We start from the raw sequence: 25,532 nt of genomic DNA on the forward strand, positions 1-25,532 counted from the left end.
CCCGAGGGGGCGCAACGGTTCCGGGCCCCCACTGGGACGCCAGGAAGGCTTCCTGGTGGCGGATGCGGGTGGTCACCCCTGTTGGGGCGCCAGGACGGCTTCCCGGTGGCGGAAGTGGGGTGGTCACCCCTGGTGGGGCGTCAGGAGGGCTTCCTGGTGGCGGAAGTGGGGTGGTCACCCCTGCTGGGGCGCCAGGACGGCTTCCCGGTGGCGGATGCGGGGTGGTCGCCCCTGGTGGGGCGCCAGGACGGCTTCCCGGTGGCGGAAGTGGGGTGGTTACCCCTGCTGGGGCGTCAGGAGGGCTTCCAGGAACCGCTCAGCGGGCCACGGCGCGGGGCGCCCGTCCCCGGAGGACGACGAGGGCGCCGTCGGCCCGCCGGGGCACGACCTCGCCGATGACCGGGGCGCCCGCGACCTCGCCGCCGAGCAGCAGCCCGCCGGAGGTCTGGGCGTCGGCGAGCACCAGGAGGGCGTCCTCACCGGCGTCGCCCGCGTCGAGGTCCGGGCGCACCCAGTCGAGGTTGCGGCGCGAGCCGCCGGGCACGTAGCCCTCGGCGAGCGAGCGGAGCGCCGCCTCCAGCACGGGGACGGCGTCGACGTCGAGGACGGCCGTCGTGCCGGAGGCGCGCATCATCGCCGTGAGGTGGCCGAGCAGGCCGAACCCGGTGACGTCGGTGGCGGCCCGCAGCCCGGCGGCCAGGGCGGCCCGGGAGGCGTCGCGGTTGGGGCTCGTCATCACGTCGACCGCCTCGGGGAAGACCTCGCCGGTGGTCTTGTGACGGTTGTTGAGGATGCCGAGGCCGAGCGGCTTGGTGAGCGAGAGGGCGGCGCCGGGGACGGCGGAGTCGTTGCGCAGCAACCAGTCCGGGTCGGCGAGGCCGGTGACGGCGAGACCGTAGACCGGCTCCGGGCCGTCGATGCTGTGCCCACCGGCCAGCGGCACCCCGACCTCGGCGCAGGCCCGGGCGCCGCCGCGGAGGGCCTCGGCGAGGAGGTCCATCGGCAGGGTCGCCCGCGGCCAGGTGACGAGGTTGACGGCCAGGAGCGGCTCCCCGCCCATCGCCCAGACGTCGGACATCGCGTTCGTGGCGGCGATCCGGCCCCAGTCGTGCGGGTCGTCGACGACGGGGGTGAAGAAGTCGACCGTCGAGACCACCGCCCGGCCGCCGTCGAGGCGCACCACCGCCGCGTCGTCGCCGGTGTCGGCGCCGACGAGGAGGGCGTCGGACCCCGGGAGGTCGACGCCGGCGAGCAGGGCGCGCAGCTCGCCGGGAGGGATCTTGCAGGCGCACCCGCCTCCGGACGCGGTCTGGGTCAGGCGGGGGAGCATGCAGCCGACCCTAGCCACGCGGGGTCGGCCCGGGGTCGGCCCGGCGCGGTCCCGCGGCCGTGGGCGTGCCGCGCCGTCCGGGTGCCCTGGTCGGCGGTCAGCAGCGGCCGAGGTTGCCGTTGAAGTCGACGTAGGTCGAGATCGAGTACCCGGAGACGCCGGTCGAGTTGTCGCGCAGGCGGTACCAGATGTTCGTCCCGGCGGCCCATCCGCCCTGGACGTAGCAGGACAGCGTCACCGAGTGCGACGGGTAGCCCTGGCCGTCCGCGACGCAGGTGGTGTTCGCGCACCGCCGGATGTAGACGCCACTGGCCGTGAACTTGCCGGCGACGGCGGCCGCGGCGGGGGCGGCGGTCGTCAGGGCGGCCAGGCCGGTGACCAGCGCGAGTGCGCCGGCCCGGCGGAGCTGGTGCATGGTCATCGGGTACCCCTTCCCGGCCCCGGGTCCTCCGCGGGGCCGCCTCACTGTGACACGCGTCACAGCGGCGTGACAAGGGTCAGCCGGTGCGCCGGAGGCTGTCGACGAGGGGGTCGATCCGCGCCGGGTCGCCGCCGGCGACGTGGACGGCGAACACGCCCCACGCGGGGTCGGGGACGGTGGCCCGCACGGCGTTGCCCTCGCTCGTGACGCGGGTGCGCAGCCGCGACAGCGCGGCGTCGGGGTGTCCGGGGTCGACGGTGATGGCCGCGACGGCGCGCACCACCGAGGTGCGGGACGTCGGCGTCCCGAGCGGCGAGAGGCCTGCGCCCCCCGGCACGGGGAGCGGGTCGATCCGGGTCACCGACAGGATGCTCCCGGAGCACTCGTACGAGAAGCCGCTGAGCCGGACGCGCAGCTCGTCCGCCGTGGGGGCCACGCCACTGCTGTCGAGGCCCTGCGGTCCGAAGTTCACCGTGCTCGAGGACTCCGAGTCCAGGGCCCGGCACCCGGCGGGTGGGGTGAACGTCCACCCGTCGAGGTCGACCCCCGGCGCCCCGGGAGGGGACGCCGCGACCGCCACCGGCCCGTCCGGGGGGCCGGGTCGCGGACGAGGGCCCAGGTGCCCGTGCCGGCGACGAGGGCCGCGACCGCCGCGGTGGCGGCCAACGCCCCCCGTCGGCGACGGCGGGCCCTGTCGACCCCGATGACGACCCGCTCGGCGAGGCCCGGGGGGACGTCGAGGTCCCACGTCTGCGGGTCGAGGGCGCGCTCGAGGTCGGCGGGGGGGCGCGGTGTCGGTGTCATGACGACTCCTCGAGCGGGAGGGGGTGGTGTGGGGCCGAGGCCCGCAGGGTGGCGAGCCCTCGCGAGACGTGGGAGCGCACGCTGCCCTCGGTGCAGCCGAGCTCGGCGGCGATGGTGGCGTCGTCGAGGTCGAGCAGGTAGCGCAGGGCCACGGCGGCGCGCTGCTTGGGTGGCAGCCGGTCGAGGAGGGTGCGCGCCCCGGCGAGACCGTCGGGATCGGCCTCAGGTGTGTGGTTCACGTCCTCACGGAGGCGGGGTGCGACGCTGTGCCACAACCGGTTCCGCCGCCGCCCGTTGAGGAAGAGGTTGACCATCGTCCGGCGTGCGTAGGGGTAGGGCTCCTCGCCCTGGCGGAGGCGGTGCCACGCCAGCCCCACCTTGACGAGGGTGTCCTGGGTGAGGTCCTCGGCGTCGGCACGCGAGCCGGTCAGGGCATGGGCGAGGCGCAGGAGCCGCCCCGCGGTGGCCTCGGCCCACCGCGCGAAGTCCTCGTCGGCCAGGGGCTGGACCGACCGCTCCTCGATCGCCTTCACACCCTCTAGTACACGCCAGGGGGCCCGGATGTTGCACGCCCCGGCCGTGGGTTCCCTTCCCCGGGGTGACGGCGGCGGCCCACGGGCGTAGGCTGCCCGGCGTGTGACGGGGGTCACACACGTCGAGGAGGCCGCCATGGTCCGTTCCGCCCGAGCATCGGCAGACACGCCCTGGAAGGGTGTCGGGGAAAGGACGTGGTGCTGCCGGACGGCAGCGTGCTGAGAGTCGACGGCGTCGACCAGCGGTTGACCGAGCCGTGGTTCGTCTCGGCCCGCTTCACGGTCGGCGTCCTCGCCGGGGCCACCTCGAACCGCGAGACGCGCGGCCTGATGGTCGCCCCGGTCGGCGTGACCGACCACAACGTGCGCGTCCTGCTCGACGGCGACTACGTCGGCGAGTACACGCGTCAGGGCGGAACGGTGCTCGTCGCGGCGCGGGCCGACCGCACGCAGTCGCTCGTCGCCTGGCAGGGGCGGTGGCACGAGGCGTGGTCGTGGGTCAACGTCGAGGGGGCGAGCCAGGCGCAGTGCCTCGCGCTGCTCGACGGGCTGACCTTCAGCGACTCGCCCCGGGGGCTGCGGGTGGGCCTGGGCCGGGGGATGGCCTGGGAGCGCATCGACGTGCTGAAGAACGTCCCCGGGGTCGGCGAGCTGCGCTTCGAGCGTCCCGAGCTGCGCGTCGACGACATCCCCCGCTGGGCCGGGGCCAGGGTGCGCGGTGGGGAAGCCTGGCGCCAGTCGCTGCCCGACGACGTCATGGGGGCCGGCCTCAGCCGCATCGTCCTCGTCGGGCCGCAGGCCTGGGTCACCGTCCTCAACACCGCGCAGGTCGCCGATGACGCCGGCCTCGAGCTCGTCTCGGCCATCGAGGCCGTGTCATGGGCGTGACGTCACGCGACGGGGTGGTGGCCCGGTGAGCGCCACCACCGCGGCGCTGGTCCTCAGCTGGGTCGCCATCGTCGTGATGTTCCTCGGGATGACCGGGATGCTCCGGATGATCCGCGAGCTGCAGAAGGAGGTCATGCCCGACGCCCGGCAGTTCGCCGACCGGTCGGGGCTCGCCGTGCGCTTCGCCCCGACCCGCGCGGCGTTCGCGATGGTCCTGCTCCACGAGAAGGGCTGCTCGTCGTGCACCGCGCTCGAGCCCGACCTCGCCCGGTTCGTCCTCGAGCACCCCGAGGTCGAGTTCCACTCGCTCACCCCGTCGTCCGCGGCCCCGTACGCGGGGCTGCCCACCGTCGTCGACGCGCCGGCGTTCCGGGCCCTCCAGCCGGGCTACACACCGGCCGTCGCGGTCATCGACCGCGACGGTGCCGTCGTCGACATCGGTCCCGCGGCGGACCTCGCGACCCTGTCCGACTTCGTGGCCCGGCACGGGTCACCCACGACCTGAGGACCCGCCATGACCGTCACCGACCCCGTCCCCACACGGCGGCTCGCCCTCGCGGACCTGCCGGACCTCGACCGCGAGCCCCCCGGCGCGTCGGCGAGCGCCGTCCGCGAGATCGTGGCCCGTCGGGTCTCGACCCGTCGCACCGTCTTCCAGCTCGTCTCGGGCGCTGCCGTCGCGCTCGGTGTCGCGGCCCTCGAGCTGCGCCCGACGCGCGCCTCTGCCGTGACGCTCAGCGTGTGGCCGGACTGCCACGGGTTCATCAACCCCTCGACCGTCTGCACCCCGCCGTCGTGGTACATCAGCGGGACCCTCCCGTGCAACGGCACCTGGCACCGGTGGGACTCCTACAACGACAGCTTCGTCAGCTACTCCTTCCAGTTCTACGACACCAGCTGCGGCACCAAGAACGCGTGGAAGTGGTACGGCGCCACCGGTGCCGGCCACTCGACGCTCAAGCGCAAGTGCTCGGACGGCCACACGTCCTACGCGGATGTGGGCGGGACGCGGATCTACAACAGCTCGATCTGCCGGACGGCCCTGTGAGCGTTGTCGTCCCGGTCACACGCCGGCTGTTCGGGCCGCTGCCCACGGCCGTCGCGATCGCCCTCCTCGTCGCGGCCGGGGCGGTCATCGTCCTGTCCGGCGCGTCCTCGACCCCGTGGTGGGCCCTCGCCGGGCTCGCGGGCGGGTACGCCATCTCGGGCTCGGTCTGAAGCTTCAACTCGGCAGACCTGCTGAGCTCGTCCGTGTGGCGGGGACACGCGATGTGGTGGTTCTCCCTCGGGGAGGTGGTCGGAGGCCTGGTCACGGGTGCGCTGCTGGCCCTCCTCGGGGCGGTCGTCGTCGGTGTGGTGCCCGCCGTTCCGGCCGTGACGATCTGGGCGGTGCTCGCGCTCGTGCTCGTGGCGCACGAGATCGGCCTCGTGCGGGTCCCGCTGCCGCAGAACGCCCGGCAGGTCCCTCCCGAGGTGGTCGACGACGGCGGACAGGTCGGCGCGGTGCGCTTTGGCTTCGAGATGGGCACCGGCCTGCGCACCTACATGACCAGCGCGCTGCCACACGTCGTCGCGCTCGCGGTGCTCCTCGTCGGCGGCTTCCCCGCGGGGGTTCTCGCCGGGCTCGGCTTCGGGGTGGGGCGCGCGCTCATGCCGCTGGGGCGGATGGCGATGCCCGAGGGAACGTGGGACGCCGCGCTCGACCGCCGCGACCGGGTCGTGCGGGCCGTGCTGTGGGTCGCCACCCTGTCCCTCCTCGCGGCGCTCGCCCGCCCCTGACCGGTGCTTCCGGGCGCGGGCGCTCTCGCCGAGGATCGGCTAGGTTCGGCGCGGAGGTGTCAGGGCTCCTGGTGGTCCCCGCGGTCTTCAACACCGACGAGCCCGAGTCGCTCGGGCTGGCGGGTTCGATTCCCGTCCACCTCCGCCAGACCTGCCGGCGGCGGAAGGAGCAGCGGTGTCCGACACCGACGCCCGTGCCGCCCTGCCCCGCACCGACGACCTCCTGGCCGATGCCGGGGTGCTCGCGGCCGGCTCCGGCCTCGGGCCGGGGGAGGTGCGCCGGGTGGTCCGCTCGGTGCTCGCCCGGGCCCGCGCCGGGGAGGTGCCGGTCGACGGTGTGCGCGCCGCGGTGCTCGCGGCCCTGGCCACCCCGCCGTCCTCGCTGGCGCCCGTCCTCAACGCCACCGGCGTCGTCGTACACACCAACCTCGGTCGCGCACCGCTCTCGACGGCCGCGGTGGAGGCCGTCGTGCGGGCCGCCGGGCACACCGATGTCGAGCTCGACCTCGCCACCGGCCGCCGCGGACGTCGGGGGCGGGCGCCGTCGCCGCCCTCCTCGCGGCCGTGCCGGAGGCCGAGGCGGCGCTGGTCGTCAACAACGCCGCCGCCGCGCTGCTCCTCGCGACCACGGCGCTCGCGGGCGGCCGGGAGGTGCTCGTCAGCCGGGGCGAGATGGTCGAGATCGGCGACGGCTTCCGGCTGCCGCCCCTCGTCGAGAGCGCCGGCGCGCGCATCCGCGAGGTCGGGATGACCAACCGGACGTCGCTGCGGGACTACGAGGACGCCCTCGGCCCGGGGACCGGCGCGGTGCTCAAGGTGCACCCGAGCAACTACCGGGTCACGGGGTTCACGAGCAGCGTGTCGGTGCGCGAGCTCGCCGGGCTGCAGGTACCGCTCGTCGTCGACGCCGGATCCGGTCTGCTGCACCCCGACCCGCTCCTCCCCGACGAGCTCGACGCCGCGACGGCGCTCGCCGACGGCGCCGACGTCGTCCTGTTCAGCGGCGACAAGCTGCTCGGCGGGCCGCAGGCCGGCATCCTCCTCGGGCGGGCCGAGGTGATCGAGCGGCTGCGGCGGCACCCGATGGCCCGGGCCCTGCGGGTCGACAAGCTGACCCTCGCCGCCCTCGAGGCCACGCTGCGGGGGCCGGTCGCGCCGGTGCCCGCCAGCCTCCACCTGGACCCCTCCGAGCACGCGCGGCGCACCGGGGTGCTGCGCGACGAGGTCGGTGCGGGTGAGGTCGTGCCGTGCGTCGGGCGGGTCGGCGGTGGCGGCGGCGCCGGGGTCGAGCTGCCCGGGGTGGCGCTGGCCCTGCCCGAGGCGGTCGCCGCACGGCTGCGCACGGGCCGCCCACCGGTGCTCGCCCGGGTCGAGGGCGGACGCTGCCTCGTCGACCTCCGGTGCGTGCCCGAGGCCGACGACGAGGAGCTGGCCGCGGCCGTGCGGGCGGCCCTGGCCGGGGCCTGACGTGCTCGTCGTCGCGACCGCAGGGCACGTCGACCACGGCAAGTCGGCGCTGGTCCGGGCGCTCACGGGCACCGAGCCCGACCGCCTCGCGGAGGAGCGTCGGCGCGGGCTGACCATCGAGCTCGGGCACGTCTGGACGACCCTGCCGTCCGGCCGGCGGCTGGCCGTCGTCGACGTCCCGGGGCACGCCGACTACGTCCGGACGATGCTCGCCGGCGTCGTGCCCTTGCGCACCGTCCTGCTCGTCGTCGCCGCGGACGAGGGCTGGTCGGCCCAGACCGCCGAGCACGTCGCGGCGCTCGACGCCCTGGGCATCCGGCAGGGGCTCGTCATCGTGACCAAGGTCGACCTGGCGGGTCCGGGGCCGGTGGCGGACGACGTCCGGGAGCGGCTGGTGGGGACCTCGCTCGCGGGGCTGCCGGTGCTGCCCGTGTCGGCGCGCACCGGGGAGGGGATGGGGGCCCTCGTCGCCGCGCTCGACGGGCTCGGGGTCCCCGAGGAGCCCGACGACCGCACCCGGCTGTGGGTCGACCGGGTGTTCACTGTGCGCGGGGCCGGGACGGTGGTGACGGGCACGCTGGCGTCCGGGCGGCTCGCGGCCGGGGACGCCGTGCTCGTCGGCGGCCGGCCGGGGCGCGTGCGGCGGCTGGAGTCGCTCGGTTCGGTGGTGGAGGAGGCGGTCGCGCCGGCCCGCGTCGCCGTCAACCTGCGCGACCTCGACGCCGACGTGCTACGCCGGGGCGAGGCACTGGTCCGTCCGGGTGACTGGTGGTCGACCCGCCTCGTCGACGTCGGCACCGACCGCGACCTCGACCCGCCGACCCACGCCGTGCTGCACGTCGGGTCCGGGGCGCCGCCGGTGCGGGTCCGCCCGCTCGGTCCGCGGCTGCTGCGGCTGGCCCTCGACGCCGACGTCCCGCTCTCGGTGGGCGACCGGGCCGTCCTGCGCGACCCCGGGCTGCGGCAGGTGGTCGCCGGCGTCACCGTCCTCGACCCCGACCCACCGGAGCTGCGGGGACGAGGGGCCGCCGCCCGCCGGGCCACCGCGCTGGCCGACGACCCGACGGGGCTCGCCGGGGCGGTGCGGCGCCGCGGGGTGCTGGCCGCCGACCACGCGCGGCGGCTCGGCCTGCCCGCGGCCGCCGTGGCTGCCGCGGCCGGCGAGGACGCCGCGGCCATCGACGGTGTCGAGGCGGTGGGTGCCCACCTCGTCGACCCCGCCCTGCTCGCCGACCTGGCCGCCACCCTGCGCGACCGGGCGACCGCGGCCCGTCGGGCGGACCCCACCGACGCCGGCCCACCCGCGGCCGCCGTCGCCCACGAGCACGGCGTCCCGCTCGCGGTGGTGCTCGAGGCCGCGGCGCGGGCGGGCCTGCACACCTCGGGCGGACGCGTCGCCCTCCCGGCCGCGCGCGACCTCGGGCCGCACGAGGAGGCGGTCGCCACCCTCGAGCGACGCCTGGCCGCCGACCCCTACGATGCCCCGACCCGTCCCGAGCTCGCCGGCCTCGGCCTCGACGACCGGGTCCTGGCCGCGGCCGAACGCGCCGGCCGGCTGGTGCGCCTCGCGCCCGACGTCGTCCTCCTGCCCGGCGCCCTCGACGAGGCCGGCGACCGGCTGGCCGCCCTCGACCCCCCGTGGTCCCTCGCCGAGGCCCGGGTCGCGCTCGGCACCTCGCGCCGGGTCGCACTGGCCGTCTGCACCGACCTCGACCGCCGCCGGGTCACCCGGCACCTCCCCGACGGCCGCCGCGAGCCGCGCTGACGCCCACTGATTGCCCAGAACCCACCTCCGAGGGCCGTTTCCGGGGGCCTCGAGGTGGGTTCTGGGCAATCAGTCGGGGACGGAGCGGGTCAGTGGTCGCCCGCCATCAGCCGGCCGATCTCGGTGCGGTCGGCGTCCTTGGCGTCCATCTCGGCGACGACGGCGCCACCGTGCACGACGGCGATGCGGTCCGACAGCGAGAGGATCTCGTCGAGCTCGGCCGACACGAGCAGCACCGCGGCGCCCTCGTCGCGGGCCTCGACGATGCGCCGGTGGATGAACTCGATCGAGCCGACGTCGACGCCGCGGGTGGGCTGGGCGGCCATGAGCAGCTTGGGCTTGAAGGACATCTCGCGCGCGACGACGACCTTCTGCTTGTTGCCGCCCGAGAGCGACCCCGCCGACTGCATGACGCCCGAGGACCGGATGTCGAACTCGTCGCGCAGCTTCTCGGCGTTCGCCCGCACCGCATCGAACTGTCGCACACCGGACTTGGCGTACGGCGCCTGGTCGAACTCGTTGAGCACGAGGTTGTCGGCGATGGAGTAGGCACCGACCAGCCCGTGCTTCTCGCGGTCCTCGGGCACGTGCCCGACACCCGCGTGGTGGGTCTGGTGCGGGTTGGCCCGGGTGAGGTCGAGCGACCCGAGGGCCATCCGGCCGGACTCCACCTTGCGCATCCCGGCGAGGGCCTCGACGAGCTCGCGCTGGCCGTTGCCCTCGACACCGGCGACGCCGACGATCTCGCCCGCGCGCACCGACAGCGAGAAGCCGTTGACGGCCTGGAGGCCGCGGTCGTCGCGCACGTGCAGGTCCTCGACCTCGAGCACGGTCTCACCCGGCGTGGCCGCGGTCTTGTCGATGGACAGGACGACCTCGCGGCCGACCATCATCGTCGCCAGCCCGCGCGCGTCGGTGTCCCTGGTCGCGACCTCGCCGACCACGCCGCCCTGGCGCAGCACGTACACCCGGTCGGCGACGGCGAGCACCTCGCGCAGCTTGTGCGTGATGAAGACGATGGAGGTGCCCGAGTTCGCGAGCTCCTTCATGACGGCGAGCAGCTCGTCGGTCTCCTGCGGCGTCAGCACGGCGGTCGGCTCGTCGAGGATGAGCAGGTCGACCTTGCGGGAGAGCGCCTTGAGGATCTCGACCCGTTGCTGGGTGCCGACGGGCAGGTCCTCGACCTCGGTGTCGGGGTCGACGGCCAGGCCGTGCTTGGCCGACAGCTCGCGGACCATCCGGCGGGCGGCGTCGAGGTCGAGGATGCCGGCACCGCGGGTCGTCTCGTGGCCGAGCACCATGTTCTCGGCGACGGTCATCACCGGCACGAGCTGGAAGTGCTGGTGCACCATGCCGATGCCGCGGGCGATGGCGTCGCGGGGGTCCTTGATGGCCGTCGCGTCGCCCTTGATCGTCACCGTGCCGGAGTCGGGGGTGATGAGGCCGAAGATCTGGTTGACCAGCGTCGACTTGCCGGCGCCGTTCTCGCCGAGCAGCGCGACGATCTCGCCGCGCCGCACGGTGAGGGAGATGTCGCGGTTGGCCTTGACCGGACCGAACGCCTTGGAGAGCCCCTCGATGTCGAGCAGCACCTCGCCGACGTTGCCCGCGCCGAAGCCGGATTGCTCGGGCGGCAGCTCGAGGATGGCCTCGTTGGTGACGAGCGCGGCGAGGTGCTCCTCGCTCGTGTCGAGGTGGGCGTCGACCGCGGCCTGCGGGTCGGCGTGGACGTCCGGGACCCCGGGGGTCTGCTCGCTCATCACTGGTCCTTCTTGACGTAGGGCTGCCCGGCCGCCGCCGGTCCTCGGACCCGGCCCGCGGCCACCGCGAGGACGATGAGCGTCGCGACGTACGGCAGCGTCCCCGTGAGCTGCGGCGGCACGTTGAACCCACCGGTCTGCTGCAGCTGCGAGGCGACGGCGTTGATGAACCCGAAGAACAGCGCCATGACCAGGGCCCGCAGCGGACGCCAGGCGCCCATGATCATGATGGCCAGCGCGAGGAAGCCGCGCCCGGCGGTGATGCCGCGCTCGAAGGAGGCCGAGGCGTCCATCGACAGGTAGAGCCCGGCGAGGCCGGCGAGCGACCCGGCGATCGTGACGTTGACGATGCGCAGCCGCTCGACGTTGATGCCGGCGGTGTCGGCGGCCGACGGGTACTCGCCGGCGGCGCGGGTGCGCAGGCCCCAGCGGGTGTGGAACAGCGCGAGGTGCACGATCACCGCCGCCGCGATGGCCACGAGGGCGATGGCGCTGCGGCCACCGAAGAAGGTCTCGCCGAGGAGCGGGATCTCCGAGAGGTACGGCACGTCGACGTTGGGGATGACACCCGGAAGGATCTCGCCGGACTTGAGGTAGAAGGACGTGATGCCGGTGGCGATGATGTTGAGCACGACACCGGCGATGATCTGGTCCATCCGCCAGCGCACCGTGGTGAGGGCGAGGAACCCGCCGGCGATGAGGCCGGTGCCGACGCCCGCGAGGATGCCGACGATCATCGACCCGCTGTAGGCGGCGCCGAAGAAGCCGGCGAACGCGGCGAGGAGCATCTGCCCCTCGATGCCGATGTTCACCACGCCCGAGCGCTCGCCGATGACGCCGACGAGGGCGGCGAGGACGAGGGGGATGGCGTAGCCCCACGCGGCGCCGTACATGGACGGGGCGATGTCGTGCTTCGCGTAGTAGAAGACGTATGCCGCGACGAGGACGGCGAGGCCGATGGCCAGCGTCGTGCGGTTCTTCGTGAACCAGGCCGCCATGTCAGTTCCCCCAGCTCGTCGAGGCCACGCTCACCTTGTCGGCGCGGCTGCGGAAGAGCCACTTGCCGAGCACGGGGATCGAGACCATGAGGAGGATCGTCGCGAGGAGCACGTCGACGATCTCCGGCGTGATGCCGCTCGGCAGCTCGGGGTCTGCGTCGCGAACTGCAGGCCGGCGGCGCCGGTGCGCAGCATCCCGACGAGGAACGCGGCCGGGATGGTGGCCAGCGGGTTGGCCCGGGCGAGGAGCGCGATGGTGATGCCGTCGAAGCCGAGCGTGCCCACGATGGCCGGTTCGAAGCGGTGCAGCGTGCCCGCGGCCTCCAGGGCCCCGCCGAGCCCGGCGAGCCCGGCGCCGATGGCCAGCGACAGGACGGTGATGACCGAGATGGAGATGCCGGCGTAGCCCGCGGCGCTCTTGTTGGCCCCGACGGTGTTGAACTTGAACCCGAGGGTCGTGCGGGTGAGCATCCACCAGCAGGCGACGGCGAGCACGACCGCGACGATGAACCCGATGGGCACGCCACCGACGGCGCCGAGCTGGGCGGACTCGGGGATCTCCTCGGTCTGCGGGATGCCGCTGGTCTTCGAGGACTCGGCCTGCAGCGGGCCGACGACGAGCCAGAACGTCACGCCCGCGACGATGTAGTTGAGCATGATCGTCGAGATGACCTCGTGGACCCCGCGCCAGGTCTTGAGGATGCCGACGAGGATGCCGACGGCGGCGCCGCAGACCAGCCCGACGACCATCCCGAGCAGCGCCCCGAGGAAGCCGGAACCCCCGGTGGCGTAGGCCACCCAGGCGCCGAAGATCGCGCCGGTGGCGAACTGCCCCTGGCCGCCGATGTTGAACAGGCCCACGCGCAGCGGGAGCACGACGGCCAGCCCGGTGAGCACCAGCGGCGCCGTCTTCTGCAGGGTGCGGGTGAAGGACCCGTCGACGAAGAGCGCCTCGCGCACCAGCGTCTCGTACGCGTAGGGCGCGTTGACCCCCTGCGACAGGATGATGACCCACCCGATCGCGAGCGAGATGAGCAGCGCGACGATGATCGTCACGCCGCTCTGGTGGCCGATGAGGTAGGCGAGCAGCCCGCCGCGGTCACGCGGCTCCTGGGGCTCGGGCTCCGCGGGCGGCGCCGGCTGCGCTGCCGTGCTGGTCTCGGACATGGGTCTCCAATGGCTCGGGTGCCCACAGTCTGGCGTGCGGTCCGCGTGGGCGAAAGTGCGGGGGTGCCCGATCGTGACCGGTGGCGTGGGCACGTTCTGCCAGTCCGGTCCGCCCGGCCGCGGCCGGACGTGCGAGGGGGCGGGCACCCGGAGGATGCCCGCCCCCTCGTCGACGGGGTCGGTCACACGAGGTGACCGGTGATCGCCTGCGTCAGAGGGTCACGCCGGTCTTCAGCGTGCCCGCCTCCATCTGCTTGACGATGTCGGCGACCTTGGTCTTGACGTCGGCCGGGATGGTCGCGTCGAAGTCGTGGTAGTCCGACAGGCCGGCCTGGCCGAGGGTCTGCAGACCCTCGAAGGCGCCCTTGCTCGCGGTGGTGATCGTGTCGGTCACACCCTTGGAGATGAGCTTCTCGGCCGAGGTGATGAGGCACGGCTGGGCGGCCGGGACGGTGTCCCACTGGTCGGTGTCGACACCGATGCAGAACACGCTCTTGCCGGCGCCGGAGTTCTTGGCGACCTCCTGGAGCGCACCGTTGCCGGTGTTGCCGCCGGCGCCGAAGATGATGTCGGCCTTCTGGGCGAGCATCTTGCGGGCCTCGCCGGCGCCCCACACCGGGTCGTTGAACGCGTTGTCACCGGCGGGGTGGTAGACGGTGCTGACCTTGACCGAGGGGTTGGCGGCCTTGGCGCCCGCCTCGAAGCCCTTGGCGTACTTCTGCACCGGCGGGATCTCGAGGCCGAGGACCTGGCCGAGCTGGTTGGTCTTGGTCATCAGGCCCGCGAGGTAGCCGGCGCCGTAGCCCGCCTGGTCCTCGGGGAAGACGAGGCCGGTGATGTTCTTCTCGGTGACCTTGGTGGCGTCGTAGCCCTGGTCGACACCGATGAACTTGGTGTCGGGGCTGGCCTTGGCAGCCGCGGCCGTGGCGTCGGTCATGAGGAAGCCGACCGTGACGACGACGTCGTACTTCTTGTTGGTGAACTGCTGCATGTTCGCCGCGTAGTCCTTGGCGTCCTGCGTCTCGATGTACTTGTAGTAGCCCTTGAGCTGCTCGGCGGCGGCCTTCGCGCCCTCGTGCGCCGACTGGTTGAACGACTTGTCGTCGACCTTGCCGGTGTCGGTCACCAGACCGATGCAGAGGACCGCGGCGTCGGCGCACTTCGAGTCGTCGGTCGGGGCGCCCGCGGCGGCCGAGCCGGTGTCGGTGCTGCCGCCGCTGGTGCCGGTGGAGCCGCCACAGCCCGCGAGGGCCAGGGCGAGCGCCGCGGGGACCGCGACGAGGTAACGAGACTTCATGGAGGATCTCCTCAAGAGGACGGGTCAGACGAGCAGATGCTACGGGCAGAACAGCCCCCCACCGCATGCGCCACGGCTTCGTTGTGGGGTCGTTACCGACCGGGCGGCCGGGTCACCAGGCGGGGTTCGCGGACCACCCGGCATCGACGGTGACGGTGGTGCCGGTGATGCCCGAGGCACCTCCTGAGGCGAGGAAGGCGACGGTGGCCGCGACCTCGTCGGCCGTGACCGGCCGGCCGAGCGCGGAGGCCTCCCGCCACCGGGCCACGCCGTCCGGCCAGGCCTCCTCGAGGCCCTCGCGCGCGACGAGCCCGGGCGCGGCGCCGACCACCCGGACGCCGCGGCGCCCGAGGACGTGGGCCGAGGTCGCGACGAGGTGGTGCAGCGCCGCCTTCGTCGCCCCGTACGCGGCGCCCGCGCCCGTGGCCCGGACGCCCTCGACGGACCCGACGACCACGACGACACCACCGGCGGACATCCGGGCGGCGGCCCGCCTCAGCAGGGCGGCGGTCGGTCGCAGCCCGCCGACCAGGTGGGCGTCCCAGCCGGCGGTGTCGAGGTCGTCCCACGGCAGGTGGTCCTGCGGGGCGGCGTTGAGCACGACGACGTCGGGGGTGCCGACCGCCGCGCCGCACGCGTCGAGGAGGTCCTCGACCGCCCGGTCGAGGGCGGCGGCGTCGACCACGGCGAGGTCGGCGTGGAGGGTGGCGGCCCGTCGTCCGGCCGCGACCACCCGTGCCGCCGTCCCGTCCGCCCCCTCGGCGTCGCCGCGGAAGTGCACCCCCACGTCGTGGCCGGCGACGGCCAGCGCCACCGCGGCGGCCCGGCCGAGGCCGCCGCTCGCCCCGGTGACGAGCGCGGTCACCGCATCCGCCCGACCGGCTCGTCGCGGGTCAGGGTCGAGATCTCGGCGGTGAAGGTGGGGTACTCGTCGACGAGCGCCTCGCGCCGGCCGAGCTCGAAGTGCTCGGGGCGGAACGCCGGGGCGCACCAGCAGGACAGGAGCGTCCAGTACCCGAGGGTCGTCGCGCCCATCCACGTGTTCTTGCGGACGAGGACCTGCGCGTGCTCCTCGCCGACGTAGTTGAGGACCCCCGAGCCACCCGGCCGCAGGCGCAGGAGCGCGGCCGGGGCACCGGCCAGCCACTGCCAGCCCTCGTCGATGGTCAGCCGGTGCATCGCCGAGAAGCCGTCGGGCCGGTTGGTGAGCAGGACGGTGATCGCGTTGAGGCCCTGGGTCCGCGGACCGGCGACGTACCAGGCGCCCTCCTCGGGGATGGGGACCATCCCGAGCCGCTCGATGACCTCCTCGGCGCTCTCGGCGGGGGGCTCGACCATCGGCAGGCTGCTCACGTCGCCTCCGCGGCGGCCCGGGCGGCCGCGCCGGCGGTCGCGCCGCGCTCGCGGGCCCGGGCGAGCAGGTCGGCGGTGTCGAGCCGCGTGCTGCGCCCGTCACGGACGACCACCTCGCCGTCGACGAGCACGTCGGTGACGTCGGAGCGGCCGGCGGCGAAGACGAGCAGGGCGTGGACGTCGTGGACGGGGGTCAGGTGCGGGCGCTCGAGGTCGAGCAGGACGAGATCGGCGCGCTTGCCGACCTCGACCGAGCCGACGAGGTCGCCGAGGCCCAGGGCCCGCGCGCCCTCGAGGGTGGCGGCGCGCAGCACCTCGCGGGCGCTCGCGACGTCGGGGCGTCCGCTGGTCAGCCGGGCGAGGAGGGCGGCCTGGCGCATCGCCTGCCACATGTCGAGGTCGTTGGACGAGGAGCAGCCGTCGGTGCCGATGCCGAGCCGGACCCCGCCGTCGTGCACCTCCTCCCAGTGCAGTGCACCGCTGGCCAGCTTCTGGTTCGACCCGGCGCAGTGCGCGACCGCACCACCGGCGGTCGCGATGAGCTCGCGGTCACCGGGGGAGAGGTGCACGCCGTGGCCGGCGACGAACGGCAGGTCGCCGGCGAGCCAACCGGCCTGTGCGAGAACCTCCGTGGGCGTCGCACCGTAGCGGCCCTGCACGTCGGTGTTCTCGAAGGCGTTCTCGGAGACGTGCGTCGTCAGCAGGCTGCGCCGGCCGGCACCGACCTCGCGCAGGACGCCGACGACCTCGGCGAGGTGCTCGGGCGAGCAGGTGTAGGTGGCGTGGGGCATCGCCGGGACGGGCACCTCGGGGCCGCCGAGCGCGTCCATCGCCGCCGGCCAGGCCCGCATCAGGGCGAGCCGCTCGTCCCACGCGAGCCCGTCGGGGCCCGGGCCGTCCATGAAGACCGGGCCGATGACGTGGCGGCTGCCGGCGGCGACCGCCCCGCGGTGCGCGGCCTCGTGGTGGAAGTACATGTCGAGCTGGGTCGTGCAGCCGCCGAGCAGCGACTCCAGGGCCCCGAGCGACGCGCCGAGCTCGACGGTGGCGGGGTCCATCACCGCCCCTCGGCCGCCCAGACCCGGGTGAGGAAGCCCTGGAGGTCGACGTCCTCGGCGAGGCCGCGCAGCAGGGTCATCGGCAGGTGGGTGTGGAGGTTGACCAGCCCCGGCATGAGCAGCCGGCCCCGCCCGTCGAGCACCGTGTCGCCGTCGACCGGGCCGTCGGACGCGGGACGCAGCGCCGTGACGACACCGTCCTCGACGACGACCGTCGTGCCCGTGAGCACGGTGTCGCCCTCGTCGACGGTGACGACGTACGACGCGTCCTCGATGACGACCCGGGTCATCCGGTGTCCTCCTCGTCGTCGGGCCCCGCGAAGGTGGCCCGGGTGTGCACGAGCTCGTCGAGCACGGCGAGCACCGCCTCGCGGCTGCGGGCCAGGACGGCCTCGATCTCGGCCATGGTGATGGGCTCGTCGGCGTCGCCGACCCCGGTGCACGGGTTGACGACGAGCGCGACGGCCGCGTACCGGAGCCCGGCCTCGCGGGCCAGGACGACCTCGGGCACCCCGGTCATCCCGGCGACGTCGCCCCCGCGAGCCGGGCCAGCCGGATCTCGGCGGCGGTCTCGAAGCGCGGGCCCTCGAACGCGGCGTACACCCCGCCGTCGCGCAGCGGGTGCCCGGCCGCGGCGCCGGCCTCGAGCAGCTCGCGGCGGACCTCGGGGTGGTAGGGCCGGCCGACGTCGACGTGCACGACGCCCTCCGGGCCGCTGCCGTCGAAGAAGGTCAGCGGGCGCTGGCGGGTCAGGTCGAGGAAGTCGTCGAGGCAGAGCAGGTCGCCGGGCACGAGCTCGGGGTCGATCGAGCCGGTGACGTTGACGGCGACGACGTCCTCGCAGCCGAGGTCGGCCAGGGCGCGGATGTTCGCGCGGTAGTTCACGAGGTGCGGGGGCACCGTGTGGCCGGGTCCGTGCCGGGTGAGGAAGACGACGGGCAGGCCGTGCCAGCGGCCGCGGGTGACCCGGGCCGGGCCCCAGCGGGTGTCGACGGTCTCCTCGACGCGGTCCTCGAGCGCCTCGAGGTCGTAGAACCCGGTGCCGGCGACGATGGCGAGGGGCGGGCGGGTCATGCCCCCGAACGCTACCGCCCGCCTGCGGGCCGCCGCGACGGGACGGGACCGGGCGGTGGCAGGATCACGGTCATGGCGGAGGTGGCGCTCGCGGCGACCGGACCGGTCTCGCTCGCGGCGGGCCGGGAGGTGGCGCGCGCCGGCGGCAACGCGGTCGACGTGGCCGTGGCCGCCGCGCTCGCCGCGATGGCCACCGAGCCCGGCATCGTCTCGCTCGGCGGCGGCGCCTTCGTGTCCGTCTGGGCGCCGGGCGAGGACCCGGTCGTCGTCGACGGCAACGTCGAGATGCCCGGACGCGGCCTGCCCCGCGAGGCCTTCGGGCGCGGGGTGCGCGAGGTGTACACCGAGTACGGCGGCGGCGTGACGATGTTCGCCGGCCACGGCTCGGTCGCCACGCCCCTGGCGGCCGCCGCCTGCGAGGACGCCGTGCGCCGCTTCGGGGCCGCCCCGTGGGCCGACGTCGTCGCCCCGGCGGTCACGGCCTGCCGCTCCGGCTACCCGATGGGCGGCGCCGCCGCCCGCTACCTCGGCTTCGTGGCCGGCTCCCTCTTCGGCCCCGACCCCGAGGCTCACCGCGTCGTCACCCGCCCCGACGGCACCCCGCTGCGGGTCGGCGACGTCGCGACCAACCCGATGCTCGCCGACGTGCTGGCCCTCGTCGGGGCGCGCGGCGCCTCGGTGCTCACCACGGGCGAGGTCGGCCGGGCGATGGCCGCCGACATGGCGGCGCACGACGGCCTCGTCACGGCCGCCGACCTCGAGGCGGTCGCGCCGGTCGAGCGGACCCCGCTGCGGCGCCGGGTGGGCGACTGGGACCTCGCGGTCAACCCACCCCCGTCGGTCGGTGGCCCGATGCTCGCGGTGATGCTCGGCGAGCTGGCCCGGCACGGCGACTACGACTGGGCCGACGTCCTCACCGTGCAGCAGGCCGTGCTGCGCTACCGGCTCGAGGTGCACGACGTCGCCACCGACCTCGACGCCGCGGGTCACGCGCTGCTCGCCGCCGTCGACCGGCACGGCCTCGCGGGCCTGCCGACCTCGGCGTCGACCGCGCACGTCTCGACGGTCGACGCCGACGGCCTGGCCTGCGCGGTGACGATGTCGGCCGGCTACGGCGCGGGGATCACCGTGCCCGGCACCGGGATGCTCCTCAACAACGCGCTCGGCGAGCCCGAGCTCAACCGGCTCGGGCTGCACTCGCTGGCGCCGGGCACCCGGCTGGCCTCCAACATGGCACCGACGACCGGGCGCACCGACGACGGCCGGGTCCTCGCCGTCGGGTCGCCCGGCGCCGACCGCATCACGACCGCGCTCATGCAGGTGCTCGGCCAGGGCTGCCTGCACGGTGCCGACCTGCGGACCGCCATCGAGGCGCCCCGGGTGCACGTGCGCTTCGACGACGACGGCCGCCCGGTCGTCGAGCACGAGTCCCACCCCGCCATCACCGCGGCCGTCCACGCCGCCGGCCTGCGGGCGACGGACCACGGCGCCCTCTCGATGTACTTCGGCGGGGTCGGCGCGGCCTACCGCGACGCGGACGGGAGCCTCTCCGCGGCGGGCGACCCACGGCGCGCGGCAGCCGTCGAGGTCGTCGGCGGCTGAGGACGCCGAAAATTTCGTCGCCCGACACCTGTTCCCCGGAGGCCATCTCGTGGTTGCCTGTGCGCACCGATGTCAGACGCAGGCAGAGTGCGTCGCGGGAGGAACAGGACACCGATGAAGCATCCCCTTCACGGAAGGTCGGCGCGCGTACTGCTCGCCGGCCTCGCCGCAGCCGCACTCACCACGACCTCGTTCGGCACGGCCACGGCCGCCGTCGGAGGGGCCGGTGACCCGGTCGCACCGGTCGAGAAGGCCCCCGAGGCCACCGTCCAGACGGGGGAGGTGAAGACCCCCTCGACCACCGCCGAGGACAAGCTCGGCCAGCACGACGTCGAGCTGCTCGACAAGGCGCGTGCCGCCGGCACCAAGCGGGTCACCCTCATCCTCGCCGTCGACAAGGGCACGACGCGCTCCGTCGCCGACGCCATCCGCGCACAGGGCGGCTGGGTCGGGATGACCAACGACAAGGTCGGCTACGTCCGGGCCAGCGTCCCCGTCAAGGCGGTCACGAAGGTCGCCGCCCTCTCCCGGGTCGACGCCGTCGACCTCGACGAGAAGGTCGCGCTGCCGACGCCGGGTCCCGAGGGCAAGGCCACCCGCTCGGCGGCCGCCGCCGGCCCCGGCGCGGGCACCTCGAACGACAACCCCTACATGCCGACCAACGAGACCGGGTCGGTCGCCTTCAAGAAGGCCAACCCCCGCTGGGACGGCCGCGGCGTGACCATCGGCATCCTCGACTCCGGCGTCGACCTCGACCACCCGGCGCTCCAGAAGACCTCGACGGGCGAGAAGAAGATCGTCGACTGGGTCACCGCCACCGACCCGATCCTCGACAGCGACTTCACGTGGCGCCTCATGAACACCAGCGTCAACGCGACGCCGACGTTCACCGTCCCGAACGTCGCCGGCACCTGGACGGCCCCGGACTCGGGGTCCTACCGCTTCAGCCGGTTCAGCGAGTCGATCACCGCGGGCAGCGAGCCCGACGGTGACGTCAACCGCGACGGCGACACCACCGACCGGTTCGGCGTCCTGTACGACAAGGACACCCACGACATCTGGGTCGACGCCAACCAGGACCTCACGTTCTCCGACGACGAGCTGATGCGCCCGTACGGCGAGAGCGGCGACGTCGGCCACTTCGGCACCGACGACCCGTCGACCGAGGTCGTCGAGCGGATGCCGTTCACCGTCGAGTACCGCGAGGACGTCAGCCTCGCGCCGTTCGGGCTCCCGGGCACCGAGGACTTCGTGAACATCGGCCTCGTCGAGGACGCGCACGGCTCGCACGTCGCGGGCATCGCGGCCGGGCACAGCCTCTTCGGCGGGAAGATGGACGGTCAGGCCCCGGCGCGAAGATCGTCTCCTCGCGTGCCTGCACCTGGGGTGGCGGCTGCACCAACGCGGCCCTCACCGACGGCATGGTCGACCTCGTCGCCAACCGCGGCGTCGACGTCGTCAACATGTCGATCGGCGGCCTGCCGGCGCTCAACGACGCGAACAACGCCCGGTCCGAGCTCTACGACCGGCTCATCGACGTCTACGGCGTCCAGCTGTTCATCTCGGCCGGCAACAGCGGCGCGGGCATCAACACCGTCGGCGACCCGTCCGTGGCCACCGACGTCGTGAGCGTCGCGTCCTCGGTCAGCAAGGCCACCTGGCTGGCCAACTACGGCTCGGTCGTGTCGAGCAAGCTCGCCCTGCACAACTACTCCTCGCGCGGCCCGCGCGAGGACGGCGGCTTCAAGCCGAACATCATGGCGCCCGGCTCGGCCATCTCCACCGTGCCGCTCTGGCTCAAGCAGCCCGACCTCGCCGAGGCCGGCTACACCCTGCCCATCGGGTACGCGATGTTCAACGGCACCTCGATGGCCTCGCCGCAGGCGGCCGGCTCCGCCGCGCTGCTGCTCTCGGCCGGGTTCCAGACCGGGACGCCGATCACGCCGAAGCAGCTGCGTGAGTCGATGTACACCGCGGCCGACTTCCAGAAGTCGCTCGCGGCCGTCGGCCAGGGCACCGGTCAGCTCGACGTGCCCGGTGCGTGGAACCTGCTGCGCAAGCGGCCGGTCACGCTCGACTACACGGCCACGGCCCCGGTCTGCACCGTGCTCTCCGACCTGCTCGCCACCCCCAACCGGGGCACCGGCGTGTACAACGACTGCGCCGCCGGCAAGGGCGGCCAGAAGGTCGGCCAGAGCCGCACCTACCCGGTCAAGGTCACCCGCCTGACGGGTGCCTCGGGCTCGGTGAACCACAAGGTCCGCATCGTCGGCAACGACGGCACGTTCTCGGCGCCGTCCTCGGTCGCGCTGCGCTCGGGCCGTGCGGTCGACGTGGCGGTCAAGGCCAAGCCGAAGACGGGTGGCCTGCACTCGGCCATCCTCGAGATCGACGACCCGAAGACCCCGCTCGTCGACCACCGGCTGCTGCTGACCGTCGTCGTCAGCACCGACCTGCCGAAGCCGTCGTACGCGACGTCGACGTCGGGCACGGTGCAGCGCAACCTCTTCAAGCGGGTGTTCGTCACGGTGCCCGAGGGCGCCAAGGCCCTCCAGGTCAACCTGTCGGGCATCGCCACGAAGAGCCAGGTCCGCTGGATCGCGTTCAACCCGTACGGGGTCCCGGTCGACAACACCTCGACGCCGTTCTGCTACACGAACTACAGCGACCCGGCGACGTGCAAGCCGAGCTCGCGGGCCTACGCCAACCCGATCCCGGGCGTGTGGGAGCTGCTCGTGGAGTCGCGGCGGACCTCGCCGTTCCTGGACAACCCGTTCAAGCTGACGGCGGCGGTCCAGGGCGTCACGGTCGACCCGGCCACCCAGACCGTGCCGGGCAGCACCGGCGAGGCCTCCCCCGTCTCGTGGACCGTCAAGAACGACTTCGGTCCGGTGACGGTCACACCCCGCGGCGGCCCGCTCGGCTCGGCGCACACCGAGCGCCCGAGCATCGGCACGGGTGACCGGCTGGAGTACACGGTCGAGGTGCCGGCCGGGGCCTCGCGCCTCGACGCGGTGATCGGCAACACCTCCGACCTCGGGGCCGACCTCGACCTGACGGTCCTCGGACCCGACGGCGAGCAGGCCGGCCAGTCGGCCGACGGTGACTCCGAGGAGGCCGTGTCGATCCTCGACCCGGAGCCCGGCACGTACACCGTGCAGGTCGACGGGTTCGACGTGCCGGCCGGGACGACGACGTTCGACTACCGCGACGTCTTCTTCTCGGGCAGCCTCGGCAGCCTCGACGTGCCGTCCGGTGCGATCTCCCTCAAGGGCGGCCAGACGGTCTCCATCGGCGGGACGATCACCCCGGAGGCCGCCGCGGCCGAGGGTCGTGAGCTGTTCGGCCAGATGGACGTCGTCTCGTCCGAGGGCGCGGTCCTCGGGTCGGGTGCGGTGCTCCTCTCGGAGCCGGCCACGACCCGGTGACCCACCGGTGAGCGAGGGCCCCGTCGGCAGCACGCCGGCGGGGCCCTCCGCCGTCCCGTCCCCGGATCGACCTGCCGGTCGGGCGGAGTCATCCCGCCACGTCTCGCGGACGGGGGTCGCGCCCGGCCTGACCGGCCCGGTCGTGCGAGAGTGCGGACCGTGAGCGCACCGGCGGAGGGCCAGCACCGCGAGGTCCTGCGCCTGGCCCTGCCCGCCTTCCTCGCCCTCGTCGCCGAGCCGCTCTTCCTCCTCGTCGACTCGGCGATCGTCGGGCGGCTGGGGGTCGGGCCGCTGGCCGGCCTCGGGGTCGCGAGCGCAGTGCTGCTGACCGCCGCCAACGTCTTCGTCTTCCTCGCCTACGGCACGACGAGCATCGTCGCCCGCCAGCTGGGTTCCGGCTCGCGCGCCGGTGCGGTGGCGGCGGGCATCGACGGCACGTGGCTGGCCGTCGGGCTCGGGGCCGCGACCACGGCCCTCGTCGCGCTCGCCGCCCGACCGCTGGCCGGCCTGTTCGGTGCCTCCGCCGCGGTCGCCGACCAGGCCACGACCTACCTGCGTGTCTCGGCCTTCGGGCTGCCCGCGATGCTCGTCGTGCTCGCGACGACGGGTGTGCTGCGCGGCCTGCAGGACACCCGGACCCCGCTCGTCGCGGCCCTCGGCGGGTTCACCGCGAACGCCGTGCTCAACCTCTGGTTCGTCCACGGCCTCGGCTGGGGCATCGCCGGCTCCGCGTGGGGCACGGTGATCGCGCAGAACGGGATGGCCGCCGCGCTCGTCGTCGTGCTGGTGCGCGAGGCCCGCCGCAGCCGGGTGCCGTTGCGGGCCCACCCCGGCCGGGTCCTCGCCGCCGCGCGCGGGGGCGTGCCGCTCCTCGTGCGCACCCTGGCCCTGCGGGGGTCCTCGTGGTCACGACGTGGGTGGCCGCCGGGCTCGGTGACGTGCCGCTCGCGTCGTACCAGGTCACCGCGACCATCTGGTCCTTCCTCACCTTCGCCCTCGACGCGCTGGCCATCGCCGCCCAGGCCATCACCGGGCGGGCCCTCGGCGCCGGCGACCTCGCGACGACCCGGGCCGCCACCCGCCTCATGGTGCGCTGGGGCGTCCTCGGCGGGGTGGTGCTCGGGCTGGCGCTCCTCGTGGCCCGCCCGTGGGTGGGACCGCTCTTCACGCCCGACGAGGGGGTGCAGGCGGCCGTCGCGGCCGGGCTGCTCGTCGTCGCGCTCGGCCAGCCGCTGTCGGGCTTCGTCTTCGTCGTCGACGGCGTGCTCATCGGGGCGGGCGACGGTCGCTGGCTCGCCGGGGCCATGCTCGCGACCCTCGCGGCCTACCTGCCCGTGGTGCTCGCGGTGCACCTCGCGGGCGACTGGTTGCTCCAGGGCGGCTCGGCGCGCGGCACGTCCGACGCGGTCACCTGGCTGTGGGTGGCGTTCACCGTCTTCATGTCCGTGCGCGGCACGCTCATGTGGATGCGCGTGCGCACCGACCGCTGGATGGTCGTCGGCGCGACCCGCTGACCACCGTCCCGTCGACCCGACGGGCTGCTGGGCCGCTCAGGCGAGCCCGAGCGCCCGGGCCTCCTCCCACAGCTCGTCGCGCACCCTCGGGTGGGCGGCGTCGCGGATGATGTGCCGGCACTGGCCGCGCTGGTCGTACCCGTACAGCTCGGCGACGCCCTGCTCGGTGACGACCGCGCTCTGCTGCACGCTCGTGACCGGCTCGTCGAGGAGCGGGACGACGGTGGAGCAGTCGGCCTTGGGGTGCCACGAGCGCAGGGCGATGTAGGACTGCCCGCCGGGGGAGTGCAGCGCGCCGACGACGAAGTCGGTCTGGCCGCCGAAGCCGGAGTGGATGCGCGCGTTGATGCGCGAGGCGTTGGCCTGCCCGAAGAGGTCGACCTCGAGCGCGGAGTTGACCGAGGTCATGGCCCGCTGCCGGGCGATGAGGCCGGGGTCGTTCGTCGTCTCCGTGCGGGTCATCCGGACGCGCGGGTTGCCGTCGACCCAGTCGTAGAGGTCCTGGGAGCCGAAGAGGAACGACGTGGTCAGCGGGTGGTCGGGGTCGAGGGCGCCGGCCCGGTCGAGGGCGACGACGCCGTCGGAGAACATCTCGGTCCACACCCGCAGGCCGCGCCGGTCGGTGAGCGCGGCGATCGTGGCGTCGGGGATGCCGCCGATGCCGGCCTGGATGGTCGCGCCGTCGGGCACCCGGTCGGCGATGCGCTCGCCGATCAGCTGGCTGTCGGCGTCCGGGGTCAGCGGGTCGTGCGAGGGGACCGGGACGGAGACCTCGACGGCGAGGTCGACGGCGCTCTCGTCGAGCAGGGCGTCGCCGCCGGTGTACGGCATCCGGTCGTTGACGACGGCGACGACGAGGCCCGAGCGGGCGCGGCAGGCCTCGATGGCCGCCGGCAGCACGTTGACCTCGATGCCGAGGGAGAGCATCCCGTCGCGCGAGGGGGCGCACTGGACGATGACGACGTCCGGGGCGAGCGGGCCGCCGTAGAGCACCGGCACGAGGGAGAGCCGGCTCGGGACGTAGGAGAGGTTCGAGTGCCGGCGCATCCCACCCCCGACGAAGCAGGTCTCGGCGGTGACGCCCGGCCGGTCGGGGATGCCCGGCGGCGCGTTGAGCGCGTGGATGACGTACTCCTCGCGGCACGCGTCGAGGGTCCGGACGGCCTCCCAGGGGACGGCGACGTTGCCGGAGACGACGACCCGGGGCCTGCCCGGGAGTGCGGCGAGGTGGCGGCCCAGCTGGTCGAGACTCACGGTCCTCATGGCCTCCATCATCCTCACCCGGGGGTGGGTC

General features: G+C 74.4%; 22 protein-coding genes, 1 tRNA gene and 4 pseudogenes. 13 read left to right on the forward strand and 14 right to left on the reverse strand.

What is annotated here, in order from left to right; translation table 11 throughout:
* Nucleotides 1–316: 316 nt before the first annotated feature.
* The 4 genes from selD to G7075_RS17145 all read right to left on the reverse strand — a co-directional run bounded on the left by selD (nucleotide 317) and on the right by G7075_RS17145 (nucleotide 3,088).
* Nucleotides 317–1,330: a selenide, water dikinase SelD gene (gene selD, locus G7075_RS17130; protein ID WP_166123630.1), complete on the reverse strand. Its 1,014-nt coding sequence runs from the start codon at nucleotides 1,328–1,330 to the stop codon at nucleotides 317–319.
* Nucleotides 1,331–1,427: 97 nt separating this feature from the next.
* Nucleotides 1,428–1,751, reverse strand: a complete 324-nt coding sequence (locus G7075_RS17135) for a hypothetical protein (RefSeq protein WP_166123632.1) — start codon at nucleotides 1,749–1,751, stop codon at nucleotides 1,428–1,430.
* A 76-nt stretch (nucleotides 1,752–1,827) separates the two neighbouring features.
* Entirely contained in the window at nucleotides 1,828–2,187 is a 360-nt protein-coding gene (locus G7075_RS17140; RefSeq protein WP_166123634.1) for a hypothetical protein, read from the reverse strand.
* A gap of 364 nt (nucleotides 2,188–2,551) precedes the next feature.
* Complete coding sequence (locus tag G7075_RS17145) at nucleotides 2,552–3,088, reverse strand: SigE family RNA polymerase sigma factor (RefSeq protein WP_205860552.1); 537 nt, start codon at nucleotides 3,086–3,088, stop codon at nucleotides 2,552–2,554.
* A gap of 195 nt (nucleotides 3,089–3,283) precedes the next feature.
* On the opposite strand from G7075_RS17145, the gene G7075_RS17150 reads away from it, so the two are divergent.
* The 8 genes and pseudogenes from G7075_RS17150 (at nucleotide 3,284) to selB (ending at nucleotide 8,987) form a co-directional block, all read left to right on the forward strand.
* The gene (locus G7075_RS17150) at nucleotides 3,284–3,976 is read left to right on the forward strand and encodes a hypothetical protein (RefSeq protein WP_166123636.1); all 693 of its coding nucleotides are present in this window, start codon (nucleotides 3,284–3,286) and stop codon (nucleotides 3,974–3,976) included.
* A 25-nt stretch (nucleotides 3,977–4,001) separates the two neighbouring features.
* The gene (locus G7075_RS17155; protein WP_166123638.1) at nucleotides 4,002–4,481 is read left to right on the forward strand and encodes a hypothetical protein; all 480 of its coding nucleotides are present in this window, start codon (nucleotides 4,002–4,004) and stop codon (nucleotides 4,479–4,481) included.
* Between the two features lie 9 nt (nucleotides 4,482–4,490).
* On the forward strand, nucleotides 4,491–5,024 hold the full coding sequence (locus tag G7075_RS17160) for a hypothetical protein (protein WP_166123640.1): 534 nt from the start codon (nucleotides 4,491–4,493) through the stop codon (nucleotides 5,022–5,024).
* On the forward strand, nucleotides 5,021–5,194 hold the full coding sequence (locus G7075_RS17165) for a hypothetical protein (RefSeq protein ID WP_166123642.1): 174 nt from the start codon (nucleotides 5,021–5,023) through the stop codon (nucleotides 5,192–5,194). Before G7075_RS17160 ends, G7075_RS17165 begins: the two co-directional genes overlap by 4 nt.
* A gap of 51 nt (nucleotides 5,195–5,245) precedes the next feature.
* The gene (locus tag G7075_RS17170) at nucleotides 5,246–5,755 is read left to right on the forward strand and encodes a hypothetical protein (RefSeq protein ID WP_166123644.1); all 510 of its coding nucleotides are present in this window, start codon (nucleotides 5,246–5,248) and stop codon (nucleotides 5,753–5,755) included.
* A 52-nt stretch (nucleotides 5,756–5,807) separates the two neighbouring features.
* Nucleotides 5,808–5,903: transfer RNA gene (locus G7075_RS17175), tRNA-Sec, on the forward strand.
* Nucleotides 5,904–5,930: 27 nt separating this feature from the next.
* Nucleotides 5,931–7,222, forward strand: a pseudogene (gene selA / locus G7075_RS17180) (L-seryl-tRNA(Sec) selenium transferase).
* A gap of 1 nt (nucleotide 7,223) precedes the next feature.
* On the forward strand, nucleotides 7,224–8,987 hold the full coding sequence (gene selB, locus G7075_RS17185) for a selenocysteine-specific translation elongation factor (RefSeq protein ID WP_166123646.1): 1,764 nt from the start codon (nucleotides 7,224–7,226) through the stop codon (nucleotides 8,985–8,987).
* 89 nt (nucleotides 8,988–9,076) lie between these two features.
* On the opposite strand, the gene G7075_RS17190 is transcribed toward selB, so the two are convergent.
* The 9 genes and pseudogenes from G7075_RS17190 to G7075_RS17230 form a co-directional block, all read right to left on the reverse strand.
* A complete protein-coding gene (locus G7075_RS17190; protein ID WP_166123648.1) occupies nucleotides 9,077–10,747 on the reverse strand; it encodes an ABC transporter ATP-binding protein in 1,671 nt (556 codons plus the stop codon).
* Complete coding sequence (locus tag G7075_RS17195; protein ID WP_166123650.1) at nucleotides 10,747–11,745, reverse strand: ABC transporter permease; 999 nt, start codon at nucleotides 11,743–11,745, stop codon at nucleotides 10,747–10,749. The genes G7075_RS17190 and G7075_RS17195 overlap by 1 nt, the downstream gene beginning before the upstream one ends.
* Before the next feature lie 30 nt (nucleotides 11,746–11,775).
* Nucleotides 11,776–12,912, reverse strand: a complete 1,137-nt coding sequence (locus G7075_RS17200) for an ABC transporter permease (protein WP_166123652.1) — start codon at nucleotides 12,910–12,912, stop codon at nucleotides 11,776–11,778.
* Nucleotides 12,913–13,123: 211 nt separating this feature from the next.
* Nucleotides 13,124–14,209: a BMP family ABC transporter substrate-binding protein gene (locus G7075_RS17205; RefSeq protein WP_166123654.1), complete on the reverse strand. Its 1,086-nt coding sequence runs from the start codon at nucleotides 14,207–14,209 to the stop codon at nucleotides 13,124–13,126.
* Nucleotides 14,210–14,321: 112 nt separating this feature from the next.
* Nucleotides 14,322–15,074 (reverse strand): SDR family NAD(P)-dependent oxidoreductase, encoded by a 753-nt coding sequence (locus G7075_RS17210; RefSeq protein WP_166123656.1) that lies wholly within the window; start codon nucleotides 15,072–15,074, stop codon nucleotides 14,322–14,324.
* A complete protein-coding gene (locus G7075_RS17215; RefSeq protein WP_166123658.1) occupies nucleotides 15,071–15,547 on the reverse strand; it encodes a cupin domain-containing protein in 477 nt (158 codons plus the stop codon). Before G7075_RS17215 ends, G7075_RS17210 begins: the two co-directional genes overlap by 4 nt.
* A gap of 11 nt (nucleotides 15,548–15,558) precedes the next feature.
* Nucleotides 15,559–16,620, reverse strand: a complete 1,062-nt coding sequence (locus G7075_RS17220; protein WP_166123660.1) for an amidohydrolase family protein — start codon at nucleotides 16,618–16,620, stop codon at nucleotides 15,559–15,561.
* On the reverse strand, nucleotides 16,620–16,910 hold the full coding sequence (locus G7075_RS17225; RefSeq protein WP_166123662.1) for a hypothetical protein: 291 nt from the start codon (nucleotides 16,908–16,910) through the stop codon (nucleotides 16,620–16,622). The genes G7075_RS17220 and G7075_RS17225 overlap by 1 nt, the downstream gene beginning before the upstream one ends.
* Nucleotides 16,907–17,694: pseudogene (locus tag G7075_RS17230) on the reverse strand (S-methyl-5'-thioinosine phosphorylase). Before G7075_RS17230 ends, G7075_RS17225 begins: the two are co-directional and overlap by 4 nt.
* A 72-nt stretch (nucleotides 17,695–17,766) precedes the next feature.
* Between G7075_RS17230 and G7075_RS17235 the strand changes: the two are divergent.
* From G7075_RS17235 to G7075_RS23120, 5 genes and pseudogenes are all read left to right on the forward strand, one after another.
* Entirely contained in the window at nucleotides 17,767–19,296 is a 1,530-nt protein-coding gene (locus G7075_RS17235) for a gamma-glutamyltransferase (protein WP_166123664.1), read from the forward strand.
* A 651-nt stretch (nucleotides 19,297–19,947) separates the two neighbouring features.
* A pseudogene (locus G7075_RS21670) lies at nucleotides 19,948–21,251 on the forward strand (S8 family serine peptidase); the annotation flags it as partial.
* A gap of 9 nt (nucleotides 21,252–21,260) precedes the next feature.
* Nucleotides 21,261–22,724 carry a PPC domain-containing protein gene (locus G7075_RS20435; RefSeq protein ID WP_240918070.1) on the forward strand — a complete coding sequence of 488 codons (1,464 nt, stop codon included), beginning with the start codon at nucleotides 21,261–21,263 and terminating at the stop codon, nucleotides 22,722–22,724.
* Nucleotides 22,725–22,883: 159 nt separating this feature from the next.
* Nucleotides 22,884–23,555, forward strand: a pseudogene (locus G7075_RS23115) (MATE family efflux transporter); the annotation flags it as partial.
* 71 nt (nucleotides 23,556–23,626) lie between these two features.
* The gene (locus tag G7075_RS23120; protein WP_371814106.1) at nucleotides 23,627–24,238 is read left to right on the forward strand and encodes an MATE family efflux transporter; all 612 of its coding nucleotides are present in this window, start codon (nucleotides 23,627–23,629) and stop codon (nucleotides 24,236–24,238) included.
* Between the two features lie 36 nt (nucleotides 24,239–24,274).
* On the opposite strand, the gene G7075_RS17250 is transcribed toward G7075_RS23120, so the two are convergent.
* Nucleotides 24,275–25,501: an acetyl-CoA hydrolase/transferase family protein gene (locus G7075_RS17250; RefSeq protein ID WP_166123666.1), complete on the reverse strand. Its 1,227-nt coding sequence runs from the start codon at nucleotides 25,499–25,501 to the stop codon at nucleotides 24,275–24,277.
* Nucleotides 25,502–25,532: the final 31 nt, after the last annotated feature.

Source organism: Phycicoccus sp. HDW14, from assembly GCF_011383005.1.
Taxonomy (GTDB): Bacteria; Actinomycetota; Actinomycetes; order Actinomycetales; family Dermatophilaceae; genus Phycicoccus.